26 protein-coding genes are annotated in these 23,280 nt (G+C 68.1%); 8 read left to right on the forward strand and 18 right to left on the reverse strand.

The annotated features are described in order from the left end of the window. Positions 1-91: 91 nt before the first annotated feature. The 4 genes from B3K53_RS07845 to B3K53_RS07860 all read right to left on the reverse strand — a co-directional run bounded on the left by B3K53_RS07845 (position 92) and on the right by B3K53_RS07860 (position 2,815). The gene (locus B3K53_RS07845; RefSeq protein ID WP_292083628.1) at positions 92-1,279 is read right to left on the reverse strand and encodes a cell wall hydrolase; all 1,188 of its coding nucleotides are present in this window, start codon (positions 1,277-1,279) and stop codon (positions 92-94) included. 101 nt (positions 1,280-1,380) lie between these two features. Continuing rightward, positions 1,381-1,860 carry a Dps family protein gene (locus B3K53_RS07850; protein ID WP_292083630.1) on the reverse strand — a complete coding sequence of 160 codons (480 nt, stop codon included), beginning with the start codon at positions 1,858-1,860 and terminating at the stop codon, positions 1,381-1,383. 157 nt (positions 1,861-2,017) lie between these two features. Next, on the reverse strand, positions 2,018-2,380 hold the full coding sequence (locus tag B3K53_RS07855) for a DUF6481 family protein (RefSeq protein WP_292083632.1): 363 nt from the start codon (positions 2,378-2,380) through the stop codon (positions 2,018-2,020). 234 nt (positions 2,381-2,614) lie between these two features. After that, positions 2,615-2,815 (reverse strand): hypothetical protein, encoded by a 201-nt coding sequence (locus tag B3K53_RS07860; protein ID WP_292083633.1) that lies wholly within the window; start codon positions 2,813-2,815, stop codon positions 2,615-2,617. Positions 2,816-3,243: 428 nt separating this feature from the next. On the opposite strand from B3K53_RS07860, the gene B3K53_RS07865 reads away from it, so the two are divergent. Then, on the forward strand, positions 3,244-4,224 hold the full coding sequence (locus tag B3K53_RS07865; protein WP_292083634.1) for a cell wall hydrolase: 981 nt from the start codon (positions 3,244-3,246) through the stop codon (positions 4,222-4,224). A 21-nt stretch (positions 4,225-4,245) separates the two neighbouring features. On the opposite strand, the gene B3K53_RS07870 is transcribed toward B3K53_RS07865, so the two are convergent. Further along, a complete protein-coding gene (locus B3K53_RS07870) occupies positions 4,246-4,455 on the reverse strand; it encodes a hypothetical protein (protein ID WP_292083635.1) in 210 nt (69 codons plus the stop codon). Positions 4,456-4,567: 112 nt separating this feature from the next. Here B3K53_RS07870 and B3K53_RS07875 point away from each other — a divergent pair, with 112 nt between their 5' ends. Continuing rightward, positions 4,568-5,722, forward strand: coding sequence for an acyltransferase family protein (locus B3K53_RS07875; protein WP_292083636.1), 1,155 nt, complete (start codon positions 4,568-4,570; stop codon positions 5,720-5,722). On the opposite strand, the gene nadC is transcribed toward B3K53_RS07875, so the two are convergent. The 7 genes from nadC to B3K53_RS07910 all read right to left on the reverse strand — a co-directional run bounded on the left by nadC (position 5,676) and on the right by B3K53_RS07910 (position 11,634). Then, complete coding sequence (gene nadC, locus B3K53_RS07880; RefSeq protein WP_409515779.1) at positions 5,676-6,536, reverse strand: carboxylating nicotinate-nucleotide diphosphorylase; 861 nt, start codon at positions 6,534-6,536, stop codon at positions 5,676-5,678. The genes B3K53_RS07875 and nadC overlap by 47 nt on opposite strands. A gap of 193 nt (positions 6,537-6,729) precedes the next feature. Further along, on the reverse strand, positions 6,730-8,241 hold the full coding sequence (locus tag B3K53_RS07885) for an L-aspartate oxidase (RefSeq protein ID WP_292083637.1): 1,512 nt from the start codon (positions 8,239-8,241) through the stop codon (positions 6,730-6,732). Between the two features lie 4 nt (positions 8,242-8,245). Further along, complete coding sequence (locus tag B3K53_RS07890) at positions 8,246-9,094, reverse strand: metalloprotease (RefSeq protein WP_292083638.1); 849 nt, start codon at positions 9,092-9,094, stop codon at positions 8,246-8,248. 57 nt (positions 9,095-9,151) lie between these two features. Further along, positions 9,152-10,231 carry a quinolinate synthase NadA gene (gene nadA / locus B3K53_RS07895; protein ID WP_292083639.1) on the reverse strand — a complete coding sequence of 360 codons (1,080 nt, stop codon included), beginning with the start codon at positions 10,229-10,231 and terminating at the stop codon, positions 9,152-9,154. A 106-nt stretch (positions 10,232-10,337) separates the two neighbouring features. Beyond that, the gene (locus B3K53_RS07900) at positions 10,338-10,547 is read right to left on the reverse strand and encodes a helix-turn-helix transcriptional regulator (RefSeq protein ID WP_292083640.1); all 210 of its coding nucleotides are present in this window, start codon (positions 10,545-10,547) and stop codon (positions 10,338-10,340) included. Further along, complete coding sequence (locus B3K53_RS07905; protein ID WP_292083642.1) at positions 10,540-11,232, reverse strand: hypothetical protein; 693 nt, start codon at positions 11,230-11,232, stop codon at positions 10,540-10,542. Before B3K53_RS07905 ends, B3K53_RS07900 begins: the two co-directional genes overlap by 8 nt. 66 nt (positions 11,233-11,298) lie before the next feature. Next, complete coding sequence (locus tag B3K53_RS07910) at positions 11,299-11,634, reverse strand: GIY-YIG nuclease family protein (protein ID WP_292083643.1); 336 nt, start codon at positions 11,632-11,634, stop codon at positions 11,299-11,301. 173 nt (positions 11,635-11,807) lie between these two features. On the opposite strand from B3K53_RS07910, the gene ilvA reads away from it, so the two are divergent. Further along, positions 11,808-13,325, forward strand: coding sequence for a threonine ammonia-lyase, biosynthetic (gene ilvA, locus B3K53_RS07915; protein ID WP_292083645.1), 1,518 nt, complete (start codon positions 11,808-11,810; stop codon positions 13,323-13,325). A 10-nt stretch (positions 13,326-13,335) separates the two neighbouring features. Beyond that, positions 13,336-14,019 carry a LamG domain-containing protein gene (locus tag B3K53_RS07920; protein WP_292083647.1) on the forward strand — a complete coding sequence of 228 codons (684 nt, stop codon included), beginning with the start codon at positions 13,336-13,338 and terminating at the stop codon, positions 14,017-14,019. On the opposite strand, the gene B3K53_RS07925 is transcribed toward B3K53_RS07920, so the two are convergent. The 6 genes from B3K53_RS07925 to B3K53_RS07945 form a co-directional block, all read right to left on the reverse strand. Continuing rightward, a complete protein-coding gene (locus B3K53_RS07925; RefSeq protein ID WP_292083648.1) occupies positions 14,012-14,542 on the reverse strand; it encodes a methylated-DNA--[protein]-cysteine S-methyltransferase in 531 nt (176 codons plus the stop codon). The genes B3K53_RS07920 and B3K53_RS07925 overlap by 8 nt on opposite strands. Then, on the reverse strand, positions 14,523-15,629 hold the full coding sequence (locus B3K53_RS07930) for a bifunctional transcriptional activator/DNA repair enzyme AdaA (RefSeq protein ID WP_292083649.1): 1,107 nt from the start codon (positions 15,627-15,629) through the stop codon (positions 14,523-14,525). The genes B3K53_RS07925 and B3K53_RS07930 overlap by 20 nt, the downstream gene beginning before the upstream one ends. 67 nt (positions 15,630-15,696) lie before the next feature. Further along, positions 15,697-16,824, reverse strand: a complete 1,128-nt coding sequence (locus B3K53_RS07935) for a hypothetical protein (RefSeq protein WP_292083650.1) — start codon at positions 16,822-16,824, stop codon at positions 15,697-15,699. A gap of 23 nt (positions 16,825-16,847) precedes the next feature. Continuing rightward, positions 16,848-17,147, reverse strand: a complete 300-nt coding sequence (locus tag B3K53_RS07940) for a PadR family transcriptional regulator (RefSeq protein ID WP_292083826.1) — start codon at positions 17,145-17,147, stop codon at positions 16,848-16,850. A 422-nt stretch (positions 17,148-17,569) separates the two neighbouring features. Further along, positions 17,570-17,968 carry an IPTL-CTERM sorting domain-containing protein gene (locus B3K53_RS16205; protein WP_409515780.1) on the reverse strand — a complete coding sequence of 133 codons (399 nt, stop codon included), beginning with the start codon at positions 17,966-17,968 and terminating at the stop codon, positions 17,570-17,572. Then, positions 17,890-18,783 carry a LysR family transcriptional regulator gene (locus B3K53_RS07945; RefSeq protein ID WP_292083651.1) on the reverse strand — a complete coding sequence of 298 codons (894 nt, stop codon included), beginning with the start codon at positions 18,781-18,783 and terminating at the stop codon, positions 17,890-17,892. The genes B3K53_RS16205 and B3K53_RS07945 overlap by 79 nt, the downstream gene beginning before the upstream one ends. Before the next feature lie 117 nt (positions 18,784-18,900). Here B3K53_RS07945 and B3K53_RS07950 point away from each other — a divergent pair, with 117 nt between their 5' ends. The 4 genes from B3K53_RS07950 (at position 18,901) to B3K53_RS07965 (ending at position 23,182) form a co-directional block, all read left to right on the forward strand. After that, positions 18,901-19,452 (forward strand): hypothetical protein, encoded by a 552-nt coding sequence (locus tag B3K53_RS07950; protein WP_292083652.1) that lies wholly within the window; start codon positions 18,901-18,903, stop codon positions 19,450-19,452. An 83-nt stretch (positions 19,453-19,535) separates the two neighbouring features. Then, positions 19,536-20,840 carry an MFS transporter gene (locus B3K53_RS07955; protein ID WP_292083653.1) on the forward strand — a complete coding sequence of 435 codons (1,305 nt, stop codon included), beginning with the start codon at positions 19,536-19,538 and terminating at the stop codon, positions 20,838-20,840. 84 nt (positions 20,841-20,924) lie between these two features. Next, a complete protein-coding gene (locus B3K53_RS07960; RefSeq protein WP_292083654.1) occupies positions 20,925-21,905 on the forward strand; it encodes an alpha/beta hydrolase family protein in 981 nt (326 codons plus the stop codon). Positions 21,906-22,297: 392 nt separating this feature from the next. After that, complete coding sequence (locus B3K53_RS07965; RefSeq protein ID WP_292083655.1) at positions 22,298-23,182, forward strand: PhzF family phenazine biosynthesis protein; 885 nt, start codon at positions 22,298-22,300, stop codon at positions 23,180-23,182. Positions 23,183-23,280 lie beyond the last annotated feature (98 nt).

The following is a 23,280-nucleotide window of genomic DNA, read 5'->3' on the forward strand; positions in this document are numbered from 1 at the left end:
CCCGCCTGGAGACAGGGCGGGGCCGTTTTCATGCGTGAACCGTATGGCCGCTACCCACCCTTAGCGGTGTTTCAAAGCGACAGCCTTCGGGCTAGGCCGCCGGCTTGCCGACTTCCTCGACCGCCATGGCGGTGACGCCCGGCGGCGTGACCGTCACGGTCGGCGCGGGCGCGGCCTCATAGGCCTTGAGCCGTTCGTTGATGGCGGCGATCTCGTCCTTGCTGGCCTGACGACGGCCGCCCAGGCTGGCGACGCCGACGACGCGGGTCTGGCCGTTGATCTCGACGGTGCGCAGCTGGTTCGGCGCGGCGCCGGCCAGGGCCTCCTCGACGCTGTCGGCGGCGGTGGCCAGAAGGATGCGAGGCCGGGCGAAGCGAGCCTCGTCGATCACGGGCTCGCGGCCCGCCGACCTCTGGACGAAGGCGTTGCTTTCCCCCGGCGCGCCCTTCCAGCGATAGAAGATGTGCGCCCCGACCTGGGTGATCTTGGCCAGGGTCGGCGACCACCAGGGATGGACGTAGTCGGCGTGGTAGTGGGTCGCCGTGCCCACCCGCGTCGCCACATGACCGGCCAGGGCGCGCTCGGCCACTCGCGCGGCGCGGTTCCAGGCCCAGGGGATAGGCGCGCGGCTGAGCGCGCCGTCGCAGGTAAAGCTGAACTGGCAGCCCGTGGTCCGCTCGGCGCCCTGATAGACGACGCCGCAGACCGTGGCGGGATAGTTGGGATCGCGCACCCGGTTCAGCACGACCTGGGCCACGCCCTCCTGCCCCTCGGTCGGCTCCAGCGCCGCCTCGTAATAGACGGCCTGGGTCAGGCAGCGCAGGGCGCGCTTGCGGTCCGCCTCGGTGGCGGGACGCAGATCGAAGGGTTTGGCCGGTTGCAAGGCCCCGAAGGCGTTGGGCATGGCCGCGTTCAGTTGCTGGGCGGCGACGCCGGAAACGCCCGCGTCCAGCGAGGGCTTGCCGCCCAGCGACAGGCTCTCCCACCCCGGCGTCAGGCCGTACAGTTCGGGCTGGTTCAGCGCCGGATCGAAACGCCGCGCGATGGCCAGCTGGCCGGGGTCCAGCCGCGCCATGATCAGCTTCAGACCGTTCGGGGTCAGATCGCCGCCGGTGGCGCGGGCCACGGCCTCGGCCGTGCGGTCCAGGTCGGGACGCACGCTGGAGCTGGCCGACATGGCCAGACCCATGACCGCCAGGCTGACGGCCACGGCCATGGGCGCCGCGGCGAGGGCCCGGCGTCCGGTCGTCTTCAGCTGTGGCAGGCGGCCTTTCAGCATCCAGCGTCCCATTGGCGGCGCTGGCGAGCGCCGGAGGGTGATCTGATTGACCGCCCAATCCGGCGCTTTTCAGGCCCGAAGATTACCGTTCCGTGAGGGGATCAGCGATCGCCCAGGCTGGATCGCAGCATCCAGGCGGCCTTTTCGTGAGCAGCCAGGCGCTGGGTCATCAGATCGACGCTGGCCTCGTCGCCCACCTCGTCGGCGGCGTCCAGCGCGGCGCGGGTCGTGGCGATCAGCACGCCGTGGTCCTTGATCAGCTCCTTGAGCATCTCGCTGGCGTCCTTCTCGGGGTCGCCGTCCTTGATCGAGGTCAGGTTGGCGAAGGCCGAGGCGCTTTGCGGGGCCAGTTCGCCCAGGGCGCGGATACGCTCGGCGATATCGTCCAGCGCGGCCCAGATTTCGTTGTACTGCTGCTCCAGCAGCTTGTGCAGGCTGAAGAACTCCGGCCCGCGGACGTTCCAGTGATAGCCGTGCGTCTTCTGATAGACGGCGAAGCTGTCGGCGAGGACCTTGGACAGCTCGCGGGCGACCTCGTCGCGTTCCTTGGGTTTCAGGCCGGTGTCGATGGCGGCGGTCATGGCGGCTCCTGTTTGCGTCGCTGTGTGAATATCCAGCCTTGCAGTTAGGAAACCCGGGCCGCGATCCAAGGGGTCGCGCCCGGCGCCGGCCGGAATCTTCACGCCTGTAACGCTGGAGCCGCAGGGGCGTTGCACGCCCCTGCCGGCCGGTCGCGTCCTAGCGCTGGCGCGCCTTGCGGGCGGCGTAGCGGGCGTCGCGCGCGGCCTTCTGTTCTTCCTTGGTCAGCTGCTTGCGCTCCTTGCGGGCGGCACGCTTGGCGGCGTCGACCTCGTCCTGGGCGGCCATTTCGGCGGCCAGACGGGCGGCTTCCTTCTCAGCCTTCTGGCGACGCACTTCAGCCTTCTCCAGCTCGAACTGCTGACGCTGGGCTTCCTTCTCGGCGGCGCGCTTCTCAGCCAGCTTCTCGAACTCGGGGTCCTGGACCGCCGGCTTGGGCTTGAACTTGGCCAGCAGGGCCTTCTTGGCGTCTTGCTGGGCGGAGATACGATCGTTGAAGCCGGTTTGTTTGAGGTCTCGCATGCGTAGAGGCGGTCTTCCTTGAAACTCTGATGGGGGGCGACGCCGATCAACGGCGGCCCGGCGGGCGTGCGGATGCGCGAACGGCCCGGCGCGCTGCCAAAGCGGAATCCGGCGCAGAAATCAAGCTCTGCCGCCGTTTCCGAACCTCAAACACGCAATTTCGAGCGAAAATCGCGCCGCGAGCCCTATGTGGGCGCCGGCCTGGCCACCTACAAGCGACGCCGTAAGGTCGATCTAGCGTTTCGGCTTGTCGATATGGCCGACCGCCGTCCCGGCCGCGCCGCCCACCGCCGCCCCGACCGGTCCGGCCACCACGGCGCCGGCGATGGCGCCGGTCGCTGCCTTCTGCTCGACCGTGTGTCCGCAGGCGGAAAGCGTCATCGCGGAGGCTCCCAGAACGAGAAGGGCGGCGGCGCGGATCGGGAAACGGGTCATCAGGCGGAGAACTCCTTGAAATGGTTGAGCTTGCAACGCCTCCAGGCGCCGAAAGTTCCCGCCTCGCCCGCCAGCGCATCAAGCAAGTAACCCATACCTCCCCAATAGCGCTTACAGCGAAACCGCCTCCGCCTCGAGATCATCACCCCGTAATCGAATACAGATTACGCAAGATGTTCTGAAGCAATGACAAGCGGTCGTCAGGGTCGCAAAATTCACCGTCTCTACAGGCGCGACGAATTGTTGCGGCGCAACAGCAATTGCCGAATCAACCACATTGAGGACATAAACAGATGGCTTAAGGCCCGCCTTCCGGTGGTCGGCCGTTCGTCGACCTCTGGTCCGGAGCGGGTTCGCGACGCGTCTTGTCGCCCGGTTCCGTTGAGTAAAGGGGCGGCATCCTCGCCCTGCTGAACAGGACTACGCTTTTGAGTTTCTCCTCGCAGACGCGTGCGCTGATGCACGCCGCCCGCTCTGTTCGCCTGCGCCCCAAGACGGCGGCTGCGGCGTTCGGCGGCGTCGTCAGCCTTGCTGTCGGTGGAGCCTATCTGGGCGGCGTGGCCGCCCAGGCTTCGACCGTTCGCGCCCAGGCTGAACGCCTGCAGGGCGCCGGCGCCGAGGGCTATACCCAGGAAGCCATGGCCGCCGCGGCCGGCGGCCTGGACGCCAGCGCCCTGGCCATCGCCGATCGTCACGACCCCTACGCCGTCGCCGGCGCCGCCCAGCGCGACCGCCAGGCGGAACTGCTGACCGCCCGCCTCGAAGAATCCCGGAACGGCCTGCGTCGCGCCAACCTGGCCAATCCCGCCGCCAAGCCCTTCCGTCTCGGCACCGCCCTGGATCAGTCGCGCGATCTCGATTGCCTCACCAAGGCCGCCTATTACGAAGCGCGCGGCGAAGGCGTGGACGGCATGAAGGCCGTGGTCCAGGTGGTGCTGAACCGCGCCCGTCACCCCTCCTTCCCCAATACGGTCTGCGCCGTGGTCTTCCAGGGCTCGAACCGCAGCACCGGCTGCCAGTTCAGCTTCACCTGCAACGGCGCCATGCGCGGCGCCGTCAACCGCGCCGCCTGGAACCGCGCCCGCGACGTGGCCTCCAAGGCCCTGTCGGGTCAGGTCTACGCCCCGGTCGGCAACGCCACCCACTTCCACACCACCGGCGTCTCGCCCAGCTGGCGCAACAGCCTGGTCAAGGTCGGCCAGGTCGGCGACCACCTCTTCTACCGCTTCGGTGGGCGCTCAGGCTCCAGCGACGCATTCCGCTACACGCCGCGTCCCTCGACCGCCCCTGAAACGCCGCGCCTGATGCAGGCCAGCCTGACGACCACCGAGGCCTCCAGCGGCCCCGTGCCCTATAATCAGCTCGCCGGAAACGCATCGAACACGACTGCGGTCGGCGTCGCCGGCTAACCATCTTCCGGCTAGCGGCTCTTAACGGTCCTGCGTCTTCCACTGGGTGGTCAGGTTCTGCTTCAGATTGCCGAACCGCCCCTGCTGGCCGGTGTTGACGTCGGCGTCCCCGGGCTGACCTGATTGGGCGCCCGTGGCCAGATCGCGTCGGTCCGCCATCTCGTCGATCGGCCGTGCGCCATGGTCGGCGAAGCTGCGCTGCTCCTTGGGAACCGAGGGGGTCTTGCTCATGGGCTTCTCCTTTCGTCGGAATGAAACGGCCCCCGACGGAAAGACGTTCCCGGCGCGTTTCTTGCTGAACGGATGACGATGCGCCTTCCCCCCAAGGCGCGGGAGACGGCCCTTGACGACGACGACCACCGCCACGCCCCAGCCGGCCGCCCTCGTGCGGGGCGGGGCGCTCGACGCCCTGCGCTTCCTCGCCTCCATGTTCGTGGTCCTTTTCCACTTCGGCGACGAGGCCCCGATCCCCCTGGCCGACCTGCACAGCGTCTGGGAACGCGGCTATCTGGCCACCGACTTCTTCCTGCTGCTGTCGGGCTTTGTCCTGGCGCGGGCCTATGGCGCCGGCGTCGTCTCCGGCCGGATCACGCCCGTCCGTTTCTGGCTCAAGCGCTTCGCCCGCAGCTATCCGACCCATCTGATCACCCTGGCCATTCTGGCCCTGCTGGTGCTGGAGGCGTCCATGATCGGGAAAACGCCGGTCCACGCCGAGCGCTTCGAATGGTCCGGCCTGCCCGCCCAGATCCTGCTGCTGCACGCCTTCGGTCTGGGCGGCGGCCAATGGAACATCCCGGCCTGGACCCTGTCGGCCCTGCTGATCTGCTACGCCTTCTTCCCCTGGCTGTGGCGCGCCATGCGACGCCTGCCCGGACCGCTGACGGCCCTGGCCCTGGGCCTGACGCTGATGCTCGTCGGCCAGGCCCTCAGCCTGACTTTGCTGAAGCACTCGCTTTTCAATCTGCCCTTCCAATGGGCCATGTTCCGCGCCGTCCCCTTGTTCCTGATCGGCCTGACCCTGGCCCGCGCGGTCGAAACGGCGGACTGGTCGCCCCGCACCGCCCGCCTGATCGGTCTGGGCGGCGGCGCGGCCCTTCTGGCCAACGTCGCCGTCGCGGGGCCGGACCTGGTCAGTCTGATCGCCATCTGCGCGGCGGTGCTGGGCTGCGGCGCCTTGCCGACCGCCAAGCCGATCCCCGGCGCGGCCTGGGGCGCCAAGGTCAGCTTCAGCCTGTTCATGACCCATACCATCACCGGAATCGTCTGGTTCAGCGGCGTCCAGCCCCTGATGGAGAGATTTCATCCGGCCGCCGCCACGGTCGCCTGGCAGGCCTGGGGCCTGTGGGGGCTGGCTTTGGTCGCCGCCGTGGTCGCCGCCGACCTCTACAACCGGCTGATTGATGCGCCCTTGCAGCGCGCCATCCGCCGCCGCTGGTTCAGCACCGGCAACCTCAGCTCGCGTCCAGACCCACGTCCAGTTGCGGAACAGAATGCGTAAGGGCGCCGACCGAGATCACGTCCACCCCGGTCGCGGCGATGCCCGCCACTGTCGTCAGGTTCACCCCGCCTGAGGCTTCCAGCACCACAGGACCGAAGGCGCTGCCCTTCACCCGGCGCACGGCCTCTTCCAGATCGGCCAGGCTGAAGTTGTCCAGCATGACGACGTCGGGGCGTTCGGGCAGGACCTCGTCCAGCTGATCCAGACCGTCGACCTCGACCTCGACCTTCATCAGGTGGGGCGCGAAGGCCCTGGCGCGGCGCACCGCCTCGCCCGCCCCGCCGCAGACGGCGACGTGATTGTCCTTGATCAGGATGGCGTCATCCAGACCGAAGCGATGGTTCAGCCCGCCGCCGCAGGCCACCGCGTGCTTTTCCAGCGCCCGCAGGCCGGGCGTGGTCTTGCGGGTGTCGGCGATGCGGGCGGTCGTTCCCGCCACCGCCTGGACATAGGCCCGGGTCAGGGTGGCGATGCCGCACATGCGGCCCAGCAGGTTCAGCGCCGTCCGTTCCGCCGCCAGCAGGGCGCGCGCATCAGCCTCGACCGCCACCAGCACGGTTCCGGCCTCGAAGGCCTCGCCGTCGGCGACCTTCACCGAAACCTTCGCCTGGGGATCCATGGCGTGGACGGCGATCCGCACCACGGCCCCGCACGCCATCACCCCGGCCTGACGGGCGGCGAAGACGGCGCTGAAGCGCGCGTCCTCGGGAATGCAGGCCTGAGCCGTCACGTCGCCGACGCGACCCAGGTCCTCGGCCAGGGCCATCCGCACGACGGGCTCGATCAGCAGGTCCGGCAGGGTTCGGGTCATCATGCTTCACCAATCCTCCCCCGTCCCCGACGGGGGAGGGGGACCACGCGCAGCGTGGTGGAGGGGGCGGCGACATCCGCCCCGGTTGTTGCTGTTTCAACGTTCAACGCTGGAGAGGCAAGAGCGTGGATCCGCCCCCTCCACCACTGCGTGGTCCCCCTCCCCCGCTGCGCAGGGGAGGATCGCGGTGCGCCCGTCACGTCGCTTCGAGCACAGGGAGCGTCAGCCGCATCCGCGTATGCACCGCCGTCGGCAGGCTGTCGGGATGGTCGGCGCGGAAATGCCCGCCCCGGCTCTCGCGCCGGTTCAGCGCGCCTTCGGCGATCAGCCGCGCGGCGATCAGGACCACGGCGTCGGGGTGGAGCTTGGCCAGCCGATCGATCACGGCGATCAGGGCGCTCAGCCCTTCTTCGTCGCGCACCACGCCCGCGAACCGGGTCATGGCGGCGCGCAGTTCGGCCATGGCTTCCGTCGGCAAGTCCTTCGAGGCCCGCGTCGGCTTCAGCGCGGCCTTGGCCGGCTGCACCTCCTGCGCCGCAGCCCGCCCGGCGCGCCGCCCGAAAGCGCCCGCTTCCAGCAGGGAGTTGGAGGCCAGACGATTGGCGCCGTGCACCCCCGTCGCCGCACATTCGCCGATGGCGTAGAGGCCCGGAACCGTCGTCCGCCCCTCGTCGTCGGCGACGATGCCGCCCATATGATAGTGGGCCGCCGCCGCCACCGGGATGGGGCTGACGCGCGGATCCAGCCCGGCGCGCATACAGGCGGAAAACACCGCCGGAAACTCGTGCGGGAAGGCCTCGCCCACGGCCCGGGTCGCGTCCAGAAACGCGCCGCGTCCGTCCACGCGCGCCGCGTGCACCACCCGCGCCACGATGTCCCTCGGGGCCAGGTCGGCATCGGCGTCCGCGCCCAGCAGGAAGGCCCCTCGCCCGTCCACCAGCCGCGCGCCCTCGCCGCGCAGGGCCTCGGTCGCCAGCGGCGCCGGGTCCAGGCCGACGTCGATGGCGGTGGGATGGAACTGCACGAATTCGGGATCAAGAACTTCAGCCCCCGCCCCAAAGGCCAGGGCCAGCCCCTCGCCGCGCAGGGCGGAAGGGTTGGTCGTCACTTCATAGAGGCCGCCGACGCCGCCGGTGGCCAGAACCACGGCAGGGGCGAAGACCTCGTCCACCCGTCCGCCGGATCGTTCGATCAGGGCGCCGCGCACCCGGCCGTTCACGTCCTGAATCAGACCGCGCAGCCGCCCGTCTTCCCAGATCTCGACATGCTTGGACGCCCGCGCCGCCGCCACCACCGCCGACAGGATGGCCCGCCCCGCTCCGTCGCCGCCGACCCGCGCCACGCGCGGCAGGCTGTGCGCCGCCTCAAGGCTGACTGAGAAGCCGCCCGTCTCGTCGCGGTCGAAGGGCGCGCCCAGCGCGGCCAGCCACTCCACCGTCTCGCGCCCGCGCTCTGTCAGGGCGCGCGCCGCCTCGGGCTCGACCAGACCGGCGCCCGCGCCTTCGGTGTCCTTCGCGTGCAGGACCGCGCTGTCCCTGGGCGACAGGGCCGCCGCCAGCCCGCCCTGGGCCCAGGCCGAGGAACAGGCGTTCAGCAGCAAATCCGGCGTGACCACCAAGGCCTTCGCCGGCGCGGCCTCCAGCGCGGCCGACAACCCCGCCAGTCCGCCGCCGATGATCAGCGGCCCGTCATGCCGGATGCGCGCCATGCCCCTAGCGGCCTCCCACGCCGATGAACCGCAAGCCCATGTCGAAGGCCGGCTCCACCGCGCCCCCGGTCAGGGGCAGCAGGGCGCCGATGGCCGCCGCCGCACAGACCACGGCCGTCGCCAGATACAGCGCCAGACTACGCCCCGCCTCGGGCCAGCTCAGCCGTCCCCAGGCCGCGCGCCAGACGCCGCGTTTCAGATGGCTGAAGACGGCGATGCCGAGAAACGCCGCCAGAATGAACCGTCCCGTCGACAGCCCCCACCAGACCGCCAGACCGCCGACGGCCAGCAGAGCGACCTGCTCCAGCCGCGGATGCACCCGCGTCAGCACCGGGCCGAGCGCTTTCGAGCCGTCCAGCGGCGGAGCCGGCAGCAGGTTCACCAGATTGATCATGGCGATGAAGAAGGCCCCCATCAGCCACTCGGGCGAACGCAGCGCCAAGCCGACGGCCACGAAAGGGATCATGGCGATGAGGCCGAAGGCCGGCCCCGCCAGCGACACCAACACCCCATGCCACTCGCTCTTCGGCTCGCGCTGCGCCTTGGCCAGCCCGCCGAGGAAGGGGATGATGTAGATGCGCGCCGGCCCCATGCCGAGGCGGTTCATCGCCAGCACGTGGCCATACTCATGCACGAACAGGCCGAACAGCACGGCCCCCGCCACGATGACGCTGCCGGTGATCCACCACAGGAAACCCGCCATCAGCAGGGTCGAAGCGATGGCCCAGGCCGGATGCTGGCCCTTGTCCTCCAGCCGCGCGGCCTTGGACGCGCGCACGGGCTCGGACGTCGCCGGTTCGGGCGGCAGATCCCAGGGACCGGGGCGGCGTGGAGTGTTGTCGATATCGCTCATGGCGTCGAACTGGGCTTGCGACGCGCGGCCCGCAACGGGCCGCATCGCCGCAGGACCTCAGATCAGCTCCACGTCGACGTGGTGCCGGGCCTTGATCAGGTCATAGCGCGCCGGAACGGCAGGCGGCGGCAGGTCGATCATCCGCTGCACGGCCAGACGCCCGCGCTCGGCCATCTCGGGCTCCACCGTAACCTCGAACTGCATGTACTTGAGGCAGTCGCGGATGTTCTCGAGCGTGATGCGCTTCATGTGCGGGCACAGGTTGCACGGGCCGATGAAGTCGACGCCGGGCACGTCGCCCTTGACGTTCGAAGCCATCGAGCACTCGGTGATCATCACCACCTGCTTCGGCTTGCGATCCACCACGTAGTCGATCATGGCCGCCGTCGAGCCGGCGAAGTCCGACGCCGCCAGCACCTCTTCCGGGCATTCCGGGTGGGCCAGGATTTCCGCGCCCGGATAGGCGGCGCGCATCTCGGCGATGTCGTCGGCGGTGAAGCGCTCATGCACCTCGCAGCGGCCCTTCCAGGCGATGATGCCGACATTCGTCTGGGCCGCGACGTTGCGCGCCAGGAACTCGTCGGGGATCAGGATGACCTTTTCGACGCCCCATTCCCTGGCCGCCCATTCCACCACCTGAACGGCGTTGGCGCTGGTGCAGCAGATGTCGGTCTCGGCCTTCACGTCGGCGGTGGTGTTCACATAGGTGACCACCGGCAGGCCGGGGTAGCGCTGCTTGATCAGGCGCACGTCCGCCCCCGTGATCGACGACGCCAGCGAGCAACCCGCGCGCAGGTCGGGGATCAGCACGGTCTTGTCCGGCGACAGTATCTTCGACGTCTCGGCCATGAAGTGCACGCCCGCCTGGACGATCACCTTGGCCTTGGACTTGGCGGCCTCCTTGGCCAGCCCCAGGCTGTCGCCGACATAGTCGCCCACGCCGTGGAAGATCTCCGGCGTCATGTAGTTGTGGGCCAGGATGACGGCGTCACGCTGCTTCTTCAGCGCGTTGATCTCGCTGATCAGCTTCGCCTGTTCCGGCCACTCCAGCGGCGTCACCAGACCCTTGACCTTCTCCCAGACCGGAGCGGTCTCTTCCGCCAGTTCCTTCGACAGACCGAAAGCGCCGTCCGCCATCGCCTCAACTCCCTTGCGGCCGTCTGCGCGGCCCCGACTTATGCTCAAAGTTAGCATAAGCAGGCGCAATGTAGGCCCTTCCGCACACGGCGCAAGGGAAATCGGCTCAGTCCTCCAGCGTGAACAGGGCGTCCAGCGGCACGTCCAGCGCGCGCGCCAGCGTCAGGGCGACCAGGACCGAAGGGGTGAAGACGCCGTTCTCGACCGTATTCACCGTCTTCCTCGACAGCTTCGCCCGGTCGGCCAGTTCCTGCTGCGTCAGCCCCGCCGCTGTCCGCACCGCCTTCAGGTGGATGACCAGACGCGGCTCAGCCACCGCTGGCCCGCCGGTCCAGCTGCCAGTAGCGCAGCGCCGACGCCGAGGCCGTGGCGAACATCAGGCCCGGCAGAGCCGCCACCGCCGCCTCGGGCCGCCACAGTCCCAGAGCAAAAACGCCCAGCAGCCCGACCATGGCCACGGCCAGCGCCATGTTCAGCGCGCTGCGGCGGAAGGACAGGGTCAGTTCGTCCTCCAGCAACCGCTTCATCTTCTTGTCGCCCGGATTATCGAGGCCCGCGACCATCAGCAGCAGAACCATCGGAATCATCGGCGACAGGGCAGCCATGCTCCAGTCCGCTTGGTCGCCCTGCCCGTTTGCGATGTTCCAGACCCCGAGCGTTCCCCGATAGACCAGATAGAGCGACGTGATCGGCATCAGGGCCATCGACACGGCCCGCTGCTTCTGGATCATGTCGCGATAGCCGCCCTTGGCGTTTTCGACGCGGATGGTGTCGCCGTTGGGCATATGGCGGCCGCCCCAGGCGAAGCTGGAAGCCACGACGCTGATCCCGACGACCGCCAGCATCACGGCCAGCGGCTCGCAGGCTGGCCAGCCTGTATTCCATAGAAAAACAGCACAAGGCAGGGCGGCCACGCCCAGCCCGCCCAGGCCGGCCGCCATCCACAGACGTCGAGCCCTATGCCGCTCGTTCGCCTTGGCCTTTTCCAATTCGTCGCTCACCCGCCCCTCCCGTGACACCTATGGGTTACACGTATCACCTACAGGTTACATTGCAAGAGCGCCGGTTCAGAGCTTCTCCGCGCCAAGCCGCGCGGTCCACAGGGCGGCGCGCTTCTTCAGGTCGTCCTTGCGGGCCATATCGGACAGGTCAGTCGCCAGGCGGTCCAGTTGCTCGAAGCGGAAGCTGTCGGCGCCGTGGGCGGTCCATTCGGCCTGCAGCGACCGATACGGGCTGCTGCCCAGCTTCAGCGCGAACCACAGACCGTTCTGCTGGGTGTCGATGTGACGACTCTGCCCCACCCAGGCGCGGCCGGTGGCGGAACAGATGACGGCGAACACCCCGGCGACGGTTTCGCGGTCCTTGTAGTCGGCGATGAGCGCCTTGCGATCTGTGGACGTCATGGACGCCTCCTTCTGTTTTACCCGGATTAAATAGATGAACATATTACCCGGGTAAATATGCGGCGCGCAAACAATCCGCCAAGCGTCCGCCGCAAGACCCTTCCCCCGCGTGCGAGTTCTGGCCTAGATCAGAGGTCGTTTGATCCTCCCGACCGCGCTGTTTCGAGTTTTTTGTGCAAGACACCGTTCGCCGCATCCTGACCGCCCGCGTCTATGACGTGGCCGAGGAAACACCTCTGGATCCGCTGAAGCGGCTGTCGGGGCGGCTGGACCGCCCGGCCCTGCTGAAGCGCGAAGACCTGCAGCCGGTCTTCTCGTTCAAGATTCGCGGCGCCTACAACCGCATCGCCGCCCTGAGCGAGGCCGAGCTGGCGCGCGGCGTCATCTGCGCCTCGGCGGGCAATCACGCCCAGGGTGTGGCCCTGGCGGCGGCGAGGCGCGGTGCCGCCTCCACCATCGTCATGCCGACCACCACGCCGGGCATCAAGGTGGCGGCGGTCAAGGCCCTGGGCGGGACCGTGGTCCTGCACGGCGACAGCTTCGACGACGCCTACGCCCACGCGCGCAAGCTGGAACAGGAGACGGGCGCGACCTTCGTCCACCCCTTCGACGACCCCGACGTGATCGCGGGCCAGGGCACAGTCGGGCTGGAGATCCTGCGCCAGCACCCCGATCCCATCGACGCCGTCTTCATCCCCATCGGCGGCGGGGGTCTGGCGGCGGGGGTCGCGGCCATCGTCCGCTTCCTGCGCCCCGAGACGAAGATCATCGGCGTCGAGCCCGCCGACGCCCCGACGATGAAGAGCGCCCTGGCCGCCGGCAAGGTCGTCACCCTCGATCAGGTCGGCCTGTTCGCCGACGGAGTGGCCGTACGCCGGGCGGGCGACGAGACCTTCCGCCTGTGCCGCGACCTGCTGGACGACATCGTCCTGGTCGACACCGACGCCATCTGCGCGGCGATCAAGGACATCTTCGACGACGTCCGCGCCGTGGCCGAGCCCTCGGGCGCCGTGGCCCTGGCGGGGCTCAAGGTCTGGGCCGCGCGCCATCCCGGAACCGGCGCCCTGGTCGCGATCAACTCGGGCGCCAACGTCAACTTCGACCGCCTGCGTCACGTGGCTGAACGGGCCGAGATCGGCGAAGGCGCCGAGGCCCTGCTGGCCGTGGCCATGCCCGACCGCCGCGACGACTATCACCGCTTCCTGCAGAGCCTCGACGGCCGCTCGGTGACCGAGTTCAACTATCGCTGGTCCGGCGACGGCACGGCCCAGATCTTTGTCGGCGTCTCGCTCAAGAACGGCGCCGAGGAGCGGCATACCCTGATCGAACGCCTGCGCGCCGACGGCTACGCGGTCGAGGACATGAGCGACAACGAGACGGCCAAGCTGCACGTTCGCTACATGGTCGGGGGCCGCACCATCGGCCTGCCGCACGAACGGTTGCTGCGTTTCGAGTTCCCCGAGCGCCCCGGCGCCTTCCTGCGCTTCCTCAACAGCCTCCAGCCCGCCTGGGCCCTGACCCTGTTCCACTATCGCAACCACGGCGACGACGTGGGCCGGGTTCTGGCCGGGATCAGCGTCGCCCCGGATCAGGTCGCCGCCCTCTGGACCGCGCTGGACGCCCTCGGCTACCCCTATGTCGACGAGACCGACAATCCGGCCTGCCGCCTCTTCCTCGACGGCGCGGCCTGAGGGGGACGACATGACCTTGAACCGCCGCGCCGTTCTGGCCGCTCCGCTCGGCTTGGCCGCCTGCGCCTCCCTGCCCGCCGCCGCGCCCGCCGATCAGACCGTCTGGACCTTCGACCGCCTGTCGGCCATCGGCGGCGAGGTCACCCATGTCGAGGGCGCGCCGCAGATCGTCGCCAGCCCCTTTGGCCCGGCGGTCCGGTTCGACGGCGTGGACGACGCCCTGTTCATCGACAGGCATCCGCTGGCGGGCGCCGCGACCTTCACCTTCGAAGCCGTCTTCCGCCCCGACGGCGGCCCCTTCGAGCAGCGCTGGTTCCACCTGCAGTCGGATGAGGCGCCGGGCGGTCCCGGCACCCGCATCATGTTCGAGATCCGCGTGGTCGAGGGCGGCTGGTATCTGGACGCCTTCACCAAGGGCGAGGGCTACAACAAGCCCCTGATCGACGAGACGAAACTGCACCCCCTCGGCCAGTGGGCCCACGTCGCCCAGACCTTCGACGGGACCACCTACCGCTCCTTCGTCAACGGCGTGCTGCAGACCGGGGCCGAGATCGCCTTCAAGCCGCAAGGCCCCGGCCGGTCCTCGGTCGGCACGCGCATCAACCGCGTCAACTACTTCAACGGCGCCGTGCGCGAAGCCCGCTTCACCCCCCGCGCTCTGACGCCCGACCAGTTCACCTCGCCGCTCAGATAAGGCGGGGCGCCGCGCCCTCGTGCGCCAGCAGCCAGCGCTTGCGCTCCAGCCCGCCCGCATAGCCGGTCAGGGTTCCGTTGGCGCCGACGACGCGGTGGCAGGGCACGATGACGCCCACGGGATTGGCCCCGTTGGCCAGACCCACGGCGCGCACGGCGCTGGGCTTGCCGATGGCCGAGGCGAGTTGGCCGTAGCTCCAGGTCTCGCCCGCCGGAATGGTGCGCAGGGCCGCCCAGACCGAACGCTGGAAGTCGGTGCCGCCGGTCTTGACCGCGATCCCGTCCAGGGCCGTGGCGTCGCCGCCAAAGTAGGCCGCCACCGCCGCCCGCACCGCCTCGGGCGCCCGACCCGCGGTCAGCACGACCTCGCCGTAGTGGCGGGCCAGCAGCTTCAACATCCGCGCCTCATAATCCGCGAAGTCGAAGGCCCGCACCGCGCCCTCGGCGTCGGTCACCAGCAGGACCTCGCCCACCGGCGAGGCGATGCGGTCCAGGGTGAAGGCTTCAGGCTGCGTCTTTTTCATCGTCCATCTCCATCAATGCGGCGCCGTCGATCCCCGCTTCGCGCAGGTGCAGCGCGCCATAGGCCCGCCAGGGCCGCCATTGCTCGGCCCGTCTTGCGAGCCGCTCGTCTTCCAATCGGTCGCTGGCCATGTCCGCCCCCGCATTGATCCAGTCGCCGGGCAGGCGCAGGCCAGGCCGCGCCTTCACCAAAGGCGCCAGGACAGCGTCCGCCGACAGGTCGCGCTGGATCGCCTCGGGGTCCGCCGACAGGTCGAACACCCGCCGCACCCGCGCCAGCACGCCCGGCAGGGCCTTCAGGTCCGAGGCCGCCACTGTCACCGCCAGCCGGTTTCCGCTCTCGAAGCGGGCCGAGACCTCGCCGGTTGCGCCGTCCACATCGGGCGTTAACTCGCGCCGCCAGACCCCGCCCTCAACCGTGTCGCCGCGCGCAGCCAGCGCCGACAGCATGGCCTCGACCGCATAGGGCGCCCGGTAGGCCAGACCGAGCCTGACCCCGCCATCGCCCGCCTTCTCGGCCCGGCGTCGCAGGGCCGAGGGCGGCCGCCCGTAAAGCCCCTGAAATGTCTCGTTGAAGCGCCGGACGCTGCCGAAGCCGGACGCCATCGCCACCTCGGCCATCGCCAGGTCGGTCTGGTGGATCAGGGCCTTGGCCAGCAGCACCCGCCGCGTCTGCGCCACGCTGACCGGGGCCGCGCCCAGATGTTGACGGAACAGGCGTCGTAGATGCCGCTCGCCCACCCCCAGCCGCGCGGCCAGCCCATCGACATCGCCTTCATCCAGCGCCCCCGCCTCGATCATGCCCAGCGCCCGGCTGACGGTGTTCGAGGTCCCGCGCCACGCCCCCATATCGGGCGCCGTCTCGGGCCGACAGCGCAGGCAGGCGCGGAACCCTGCCTCCTCCGCCGCCGCCGCCGAGGCGACGAAGCGCATGTTTTCCCGTTTCGGGGTGCGCGCCGGACAGACCGGGCGGCAATAGATCCCCGTCGTCTTCACGCAGGTGAAGAAGCGCCCGTCAAAGCGCGGGTCGCGCGCCAGGACCGCCCGGTAGCAGGCCTCCTGATCCAGACTGTCCCGGGCGTCTTCCATGCCCGCAACATGCGCCCGTCGCGCCGCCCTGTCTCGCGGTTTTCGGACATGGCGGCGCCGCGACCGATCAGTCCCGCGCCGTCGCCATCCGCCACAGGGCCTTCAGGATGTCGACCGCCAGGCACAGCATGATGATCGCCAGCACCCAGCTCAGCACCGTGCCCAGGGTCAGGGCCGTCTCGGCCAGGCCGCGCTGGGCCTCGGGAATGGCGTGGATGGCGTCGAAGTCCATGTGGATGGGCGAGGTTCCCATGACCCGCGCCGTCTGCTCGCCCTGGGTCAGGGTGGCCCAGTGCCCGGCCTGGAACAGACGCCAGCCGATCCACAGTCCCGCCGCGGCCACCGGGATCTTCAACAAAGCCTGCAGCCGCCGCGCCTCCGGTCGCCACAAAGTGACGCCGTCCACCGCCATGCCCGCCACGGCCCAGGCCAGGATCAGCCCGAACAGCAGCGACCAGATCGGCGCCGCCGTCACGCTGACGTCGCCGCCGCGCAGGGCGAAGTCGCCGACGCCGGTGAAGCGGATCGCACCGATCCACCACAGGATGAAGACGGCGCTGGCGATGAAGGACCACAGGGCCTCGGCGGCGCGTGGCGTCTCGGCCCGCACGCCCCAGACCTTGGCGCCCTGGGGCATCCATTCGGCCTTGGCCTTGTCGCTTCCAGCCATCGACGCGCCCCATTTCGCCGGGTCGGCCAAGCCGAAGGCCGACAGGTCGCGCACCCGCCATTTGGTCAGCCAGGTCGGCTTGATGTCGTAGTGCTCCATGATCGCTCCCGCGAGCGTCAGCGCGCCCAGCAGAGTCAGCGCTCCACCGAAGAAGCCCTGGAAGGCCTGGCCGATCGCCTGGCCGAAATCAGCCGGATCGCCCACCACATGGACCAGCAGCCCCAGCGCCTGCACCGCGGCGATCACGATCAACCCGGCCTTGGCCCCGAACAGCCAGTAAGGGAACAGCTCGGGCCCGATGAGACTGTCCGGCCCCTTGCGATAGCGGGCGGCGACGACCAGGGGGTGGCCGATCTCGTGCAGGATCGCCTCCTTCTCCTCGTCGCTCAGGGCGCGGTCCAGTTCGTCTTCGCGCGCCTCGATGCGGCTCAGGATCAGATCGCGCAGCTCGGCGACGATGTCCTCGCGCTCCTCGACCGGCAACTGGGCCGCCACGGCCTCCAGATAGCGTTCGATCACGTCCATTGTGGTCTCCCTCCCCCGAAAATTCACAGCATGCGATCCAGCGAGGCGTTGATGCCGCGCCATTCCTCGGTCAGGGCGGCCAGCAGGACCTCGCCCTGGGGCGACAGGACGTAGAAGCGCTTTTTCCGCTTCTCTTCCTCGCGCCATTCGCTGGTCAGCAGCCCCTGCCCCTCCAGCCGCCGCAACAGCGGATAGAGGGTGGATTCCTCCATCTCCAACCCGTCCGCCGCCAGGGCCTGACGCAGGGTGTAGCCGTAGCGTTCGGTCCGCAGGCAGGCGAGCACCGCCAGCACCAGCGACCCGCGCCGCAGCTCCAGCCGCATCGCCTCGAACAGAGCCCTGTCCACGCGCCCTCTCCTCACTCGCCGCCATATAGTGTGCGACATACAGTGTATGCGACATACTGTACGAGGCCGTCAAGAACCCTCGCCATGTCATTGTGTCAGGACCAGTGTCAGGACCACTTAGCGCCGGCTCAAAACCACTTAGGAACGGCGCAACACGAGAATCATTCTCAACGAACCACTAAACGGCAGTCACCGAAGGTCTGCGCTGCGCCAGGAGCGGTCATTACCGCGCTGTCCGAAAGGCGACATTCGATCCTCGCGCGCAGATCCGCTTTCTGCGCAGACGGCCAAGACCGAAATCGACCCGATGCGGACATTGGTGCAGCAACGCGTTCAACGCCTGACAGCAGAAACCCCGCCCTTTCGAGCGGGTTTCGTTCCGGCGGAAGATCCAGATCTTAGGCCGTGCGACGCTGCTGGACCATGATCGCGGCCCCGCCTGCAAGCATGAGGCCCAACAGGATCATAGCCCATTCCGACAGAGTCGGGACCGTCGCCGGCAGAGAGGGCGGCGTATAGGCTAGCGCGATGCTGCTTGGGCGTGATCCGACAGGGATTGGTGCGCCGACGACGGTGCGTGTTGAGGTATCGATCATCCGCTTTCGGCACAGGTGAGGTCGCCTCCCTGTCGATTTCCATCCTAGTCCCAAAGCAGCTCTTCTGCGCACCAGAACCGAACGTTCGGGGCGCGCGAAATGCGCACCCCAATTTGCCGGTATCAGTTTTGGCGACAGGTCTCCCTGACGCATGTCCTCAGCCAGCGGTGAGCGGGGTCTGCGTCCATGCGCGGATGCCATAGCATCGAGACCGTGAACTCCCGGGTCGGCACGGGCAGCGCGAAGCTGTGCAACCCCTCGCGCAGGCCGCGGGTGTGACGATCCGGAACGGTGGCCACCAGATTCGAGGCCCTCACCAACGACAGGGCGGCCGAGAATCCGCTAACGAGGCTTGCCACCTTCCGCCCCGCCTCTATCGGTAGGAAAGGTCGGTCGAGCGCATCGTCTTCGAGGCCCGTCCTCGACACGAGGACGTGCTCGGCCTCGGAGTAGCTGGCCATAGTGACCTCTCCCTGGACCAGAGGGTGCCCGCCACGGACAACGCCGACGAGCCGATCCCTGAATAGTGCTTGACTGCGCACCTCCGGCCCGGTCGTCGCCTCGATCACTCCGGTCTCCAGATCCACCCGACCGCTGCGCAGCGGCTCGCTGGCCTTGTCGGGTTTCTGCAAGAAGAACAGACGGGCGCTGGGCGCTTCCCGGGCCAGGCGATTGGCCAGACGAGCCCCGAACGTCTCTACGAAACCATCACTGGTGCGTACCGTGAAGGTTCGGGTTAACGCCCGTAGATCGACCGTCTGCTCCGGACGCAAAATAGAGCCGGCGTCCTCAACCACCTGCCGCACCTTGTCCCTTAATTCCACGGCGCGAGGGGTAGGCACCAGGCAGCGACCGGCTCGGGCCAGAAGGGGATCGCCTGTCGTCTCACGCAGCCGCGCGAGCGAACGGCTCATGGCGGAGGGACTTAGACGGAGACGGCGCGCGGCGCCGGCCACGCTGCCTTCGGCGAGAAGGGCGTCGAGGGTGACGAGGAGATTGAGATCCGGATGCGACATGGAGTTTGACCCGGGGCCTGATTGCACCTCATGCATGGATAACATGAGAACGGCGCGCCTTCCGCAATCCTCCGCGAGCCGTACCTTCCACTCCGACGAAAATTCGGAGCGAGAAACATGGCCCAGTCAGCCCTTCAAACGTTCATCCATCGTGTGCGCGAGCGCTGGGGGCCGCTGACGACGGCGCTTGCCAGCGACTGTAAAATCCAGATGGAGACCCTGCTCAGCGCCTCTGATGACGAAGAGTGGCTGGCCGCCTTGCTTCAAGACGCTCCTGCTTCCGTGGAACTCCATCGCGATCCGCAACACGGCTTTATGCTCCTCGCTCACACGGAGCAGGCGGGGCTTTACAGGCCGCCGCACGACCATGGCCGAAGCTGGGTCCTGTACGGCCTTCAGAGCGGCGAGATGGAGATGGGAACCTACGCCCGCGTGAAGGGTGAAGACGGCGAGGTTCGCTTGGTAAGGCGCAACGTGACCCGCGTCCGCGCCGGAGAGGCCCAACTCTACCTGCCCGGCGACATTCATGACACGCGCTGCGTAAGCGACTCTGCTCTTCTGTTCCGCTTCACCGAGCGCGATCTTAGGGCGGAGGACCGCGAGCACCGACTCCTCATCCGCTATGTGGAGCGCGACGGCGCCTGGACCGTCCCGTCGCTGTCGGAATGATACCGCTCGGACCCGACCTGCCCACGGCCAGGCAGCCGCGCGGCCCTGGCACAGCCGTGCCGGTCGCGGCCGTCTTGACGGCCATGGCCATGGTGGTCCTGGACGCAGGCATGACGAACCTAGCGTTGCCAATGATCGCGGCGGACCTTGGCATCACTCCCGCACTGGCGGTTCTGGTGGTCACGGCCTATCAGACCGCCCTCCTCGTCGCATTGCTGCCCTGCGCTGCACTCGGCGAGCGGCTGGGATATCGTCGCGTTTTCGCCGCCGGGGCAGCTCTGTTCGCCGGGGCTTCGCTGCTGGCCGCCATCGCTCCGTCCGCGCCCTGGCTGGTCGCGGCGCGAGCCGTTCAGGGCCTGGGAGGAGCTGCAATCATGGCATTGGGCGTCCCGCTGCTGAGGTTCATTGTCCCGGCGGGACGGCTGGGAGCGGCGATCGGGTGGAATGCGCTCACGGTGGCCTTGGCCTCGTCCGCCGGGCCTGCGCTGGGCGCAGCGATCCTTTCCCGGGCCGAGTGGCCCTGGCTCTACGTTGTCCAGGCGCCGCTCGCGCTCGCGGTGCTTTGTGCGGCTCGACAACTCCCGAGGACTTCCGCCAGCGTGCAGCGGCTCGACCTCACCAGCCTGGCGCTCTGCGCCGGCGTCTTCGGCACTTTCGCCGTCGCCGCCCAGCTCATGCTGGCCCGTCCATGGCTAGCCGTCGGCCTGGCGATCGCCGGCATCCTGTGCCTCGGCATGATCATCCGGCGGGAGTCGCGCAAAGCCGCCCCGTTGATCCCGCTGGATCTTCTGCGCACGCCCGCTTTCCGGATCTCCGTGATCGCTTCGGTGCTGTGCTTCGCCGGGCAGACCGCGGCCCTCGTGGCGCTGCCATTCTATCTGCGGGGCCCCCTTGGCCAAACCACCGCGGCGACGGGCTTTTTCATGACCGTCTGGCCGGCGAGCGTCGCCCTGACGGCGGTCGTGGTCGGACGGCTCGCCGACCGTTTCTCGACGGCCTGGCTCTGCGCCGCGGGTGGAACGTGCCTCGCCGCAGGTCTGCTCGGCGCCGCCCTTTGGCCGTTCGTGGGCGACCTGCGGCCGCTCGTGCTCTTAACCGGTCTTAGCGGAATCGGCTTCGGTCTGTTCCAGACCCCTAACAACCGCAACCTGTTTCTATCGGCCCCGCTGGAGCGAAGCGCCGCGTCCGGCGGTGCCCAAGGCGCGGCGCGACTGACCGGGCAGACCGCTGGAGCCGTTCTGATGACGCTGCTCTTCACTCTCGGGCCGTCGGGATTCGCTTCGCGCCTCGGGCTCGGGATCGGCGCGGTCTTCGCCCTGTTGGCGGGGCTCGTGAGCCTTGCCAGGGTCGAGAGCCGCCAAACCGCCCGAAGCGCAATCACCACCTGATTATAGTAAGCTTTGTCAGACACCCCCAATGGGCGGGACCGGTCCTTCCACCATCACTCCCATCCCCGCCACCGAGGTCACGAAATGCCCCGCAAGAACACCTTCCGCCCCGTGCTGAATTTTCTGGCAGTGGCACTTCTGCTAGTCGGAGCCCAGCCAGCCCAGGCCCGGGCCCCCGAGACGGTGCGTTTTGCAGGCCCTTCGGGCGAGATGATCGAGGCCGCAGTCTGGAGCCCCGCTGCGCCAGAGCGCGGCCCCTCCCCGCTCGTGGTTATCTCCCACGGCAACAGCGGCAGCGCCCTCGGGCACCAGGATACGGCTGAAGCACTGGCTGACGCAGGTTTCGTAGTCGCCGCCCTGACCCATCCGGGCGACAATTTCCGCGATATGAGCCGCTCTCTGGCCCTCACCGACAGGCCGCCGCAGGTCAGCGCCCTCATCAGCTACATGACTGGCGACTGGCCGGGCACAGCGAAGGTCGACGAGTCGCGGATCGGAGCATTCGGCTTCTCCGCCGGCGGCTTCACCGTCGCGGCCTTGGCGGGGGGAGAGGCCGATGCTCAAAAGATCGTCGATCACTGCTCCGCCCACCCCGAGTTCTTCGTCTGCACGATCATCGCCGCTCAGGGTGGCCTCGACCTCAAGGGCTGGCAGGCCTCGGCCCGCGACCCGCGGATCACCGCCGCGGTCATGGCGGCCCCCGGGTTCGGCTTTGCCTTCTCCGACGAGAGCGTTCGCGCCATCGCCATTCCGGTCCAGCTCTGGCAGGCTGGCGAAGACCAGATATTGCCGTCTCCCTGGCACGTCGAGCCCTTCCGCGATCGTCTGCCGGGTGATCCCGACTACCAGCTGGTGGCTGGAGCCCTGCACCACGATTTCCTCGTTCCTTGCGCGGCGGAAATGCGAATGATGGTCCCCGAACTTTGCCAATCCCGTCCCGGCTTTGATCGGGCTGCATTCAAGCAGACGTTCAACCGCGAGGTCGCCGCATTCTTCGTGCGCGAACTCCGCCCGTCCAGCGATACCCGCGGCAGGCTCGGCCAAGCCCAGCAGCAAACCTACTAAAGAGAACACCTACGCTTGGCTCATTCTAAGCCCTTAATAGCCATTTAGCGCCATTAGCGGACATTAGATCCGGCGCGGATAGCAGACGTCCGACGCCGCAAGAGTGGGTCTCGCCGGCATCTCCATTTGGCTATCCTAGCCATCAGATTGGCTATTTCGCCACTATGAGCAGGGCTCTCGAAAGAGCAAATTCGACGGGTTCATTCAACCGGAAGCTCTCCGATGTTCACCTATTCGGTCTTGCCCGTTCGCTCACGCCTGGCAGAACGGCAGATCGTTCTGAGCGCCGTGGCCGCTGAGTACTGCGAACTCCTACAGCGCTTTCTAATTCCGCGGCGCTCGCACATTTCGTCGCTCATCGCGGCTTGTGCCTAAGCCAACCGAGGATAACCATGGCCCGATTTCAAAGTCGCGAACTGTTGCTCGTAAATGCCTTCACCCATCCTGACGGCACAGGCGGCAACGCTGCCGCCATCGTCTTGGAGGCCGATGATCTCAGCGACGGCGACAAGCTCGCCGTCGCCGCGGCGGCTGGCCTGTCCGAAACGGCATTCGTTTCCGACTCGGCTGTCGCCTCCATCAAACTGGAGTTCTTCACACCGCGCCGCCGGATCGCCCATTGCGGCCATGCTACCATTGCCACGTTCGGCTTCTTTGGATCCACTGGGAGGCTAAGCGCTGGCGCTCATACCAAGGAAACCATGGACGGCCTTCGCGAAGTCACGGTGGCCGGGGCTTATGCTAGCATGGAGCAAACGCCTCCGAAATTCCTGGCAGTCGATCAGGAACGAGTGCTTGCAGCCCTCGGATTGGCGCCTGCGGATCTCGATCCACGGTTCCCCCCCGAACGTGTCGATACCGGCAACGGATTCATCGTTGTAGGGGTAAAGGACACGGACCTGCTTGAATCGCTCGATGTGGACGCCAAGACAATCGAAGAAGTGAGCGAGTTGTATGACATCGTTGGCTTTTACGTCTTTACAACCGCAACGGCGGATCCTGAGGTTGCCGCGACATCGCGCATGTTTGCGCCGCGCTACGGCATTGACGAAGAGGCAGCCACCGGCATGGCGGCCGGGCCGCTCGCCTGCCTGCTGTATCGGGAGGGTGCCGCCCCCGAGCAGATGACAATCGAACAGGGTCGGTTCATGACGCCGCCGTCGCCCAGTCGTATTGATGCCTCGCTCACTGTTCGCGACGGAGCCATCATAAAGCTAGGCGTTGGCGGGCTCGCAAATGTCACTGGATCGACGAAGGTCCGGTTCAAAAGTACCTGACGGGCCACCTGAATATTTACTTCACCTAGTCCAGCCCTTGGTCACAGACCTCTCGCTCGACCGGAGATGCTGCAGGATTTGATCCGGAAAAAACCCTA

Origin of the sequence: Brevundimonas sp. UBA7506 (genome assembly GCF_002479495.1) — a bacterium.
In the GTDB taxonomy this organism is placed as follows: Bacteria; Pseudomonadota; Alphaproteobacteria; order Caulobacterales; family Caulobacteraceae; genus Brevundimonas.

Excerpts from the sequence above, each read along its gene's own strand:
- B3K53_RS07845 (WP_292083628.1), bottom strand. The coding sequence starts at position 1,279 with ATGCTGAAAGGCCGCCTGCCACAGCTGAAGACGACCGGACGCCGGGCC.
- B3K53_RS07850 (WP_292083630.1), bottom strand. The coding sequence starts at position 1,860 with ATGACCGCCGCCATCGACACCGGCCTGAAACCCAAGGAACGCGACGAG.
- B3K53_RS07855 (WP_292083632.1), bottom strand. The coding sequence starts at position 2,380 with ATGCGAGACCTCAAACAAACCGGCTTCAACGATCGTATCTCCGCCCAG.
- B3K53_RS07860 (WP_292083633.1), bottom strand. The coding sequence starts at position 2,815 with ATGACCCGTTTCCCGATCCGCGCCGCCGCCCTTCTCGTTCTGGGAGCC.
- B3K53_RS07870 (WP_292083635.1), bottom strand. The coding sequence starts at position 4,455 with ATGAGCAAGACCCCCTCGGTTCCCAAGGAGCAGCGCAGCTTCGCCGAC.
- nadC (WP_409515779.1), bottom strand. The coding sequence starts at position 6,536 with ATGATGACCCGAACCCTGCCGGACCTGCTGATCGAGCCCGTCGTGCGG.
- B3K53_RS07885 (WP_292083637.1), bottom strand. The coding sequence starts at position 8,241 with ATGGCGCGCATCCGGCATGACGGGCCGCTGATCATCGGCGGCGGACTG.
- B3K53_RS07890 (WP_292083638.1), bottom strand. The coding sequence starts at position 9,094 with ATGAGCGATATCGACAACACTCCACGCCGCCCCGGTCCCTGGGATCTG.
- nadA (WP_292083639.1), bottom strand. The coding sequence starts at position 10,231 with ATGGCGGACGGCGCTTTCGGTCTGTCGAAGGAACTGGCGGAAGAGACC.
- B3K53_RS07910 (WP_292083643.1), bottom strand. The coding sequence starts at position 11,634 with ATGACGTCCACAGATCGCAAGGCGCTCATCGCCGACTACAAGGACCGC.
- B3K53_RS07920 (WP_292083647.1), top strand. The coding sequence starts at position 13,336 with ATGACCTTGAACCGCCGCGCCGTTCTGGCCGCTCCGCTCGGCTTGGCC.
- B3K53_RS07925 (WP_292083648.1), bottom strand. The coding sequence starts at position 14,542 with ATGAAAAAGACGCAGCCTGAAGCCTTCACCCTGGACCGCATCGCCTCG.
- B3K53_RS07930 (WP_292083649.1), bottom strand. The coding sequence starts at position 15,629 with ATGGAAGACGCCCGGGACAGTCTGGATCAGGAGGCCTGCTACCGGGCG.
- B3K53_RS07935 (WP_292083650.1), bottom strand. The coding sequence starts at position 16,824 with ATGGACGTGATCGAACGCTATCTGGAGGCCGTGGCGGCCCAGTTGCCG.
- B3K53_RS07940 (WP_292083826.1), bottom strand. The coding sequence starts at position 17,147 with ATGCGGCTGGAGCTGCGGCGCGGGTCGCTGGTGCTGGCGGTGCTCGCC.
- B3K53_RS16205 (WP_409515780.1), bottom strand. The coding sequence starts at position 17,968 with ATGGCATCCGCGCATGGACGCAGACCCCGCTCACCGCTGGCTGAGGAC.
- B3K53_RS07945 (WP_292083651.1), bottom strand. The coding sequence starts at position 18,783 with ATGTCGCATCCGGATCTCAATCTCCTCGTCACCCTCGACGCCCTTCTC.
- B3K53_RS07950 (WP_292083652.1), top strand. The coding sequence starts at position 18,901 with ATGGCCCAGTCAGCCCTTCAAACGTTCATCCATCGTGTGCGCGAGCGC.
- B3K53_RS07955 (WP_292083653.1), top strand. The coding sequence starts at position 19,536 with ATGGCCATGGTGGTCCTGGACGCAGGCATGACGAACCTAGCGTTGCCA.
- B3K53_RS07960 (WP_292083654.1), top strand. The coding sequence starts at position 20,925 with ATGCCCCGCAAGAACACCTTCCGCCCCGTGCTGAATTTTCTGGCAGTG.
- B3K53_RS07965 (WP_292083655.1), top strand. The coding sequence starts at position 22,298 with ATGGCCCGATTTCAAAGTCGCGAACTGTTGCTCGTAAATGCCTTCACC.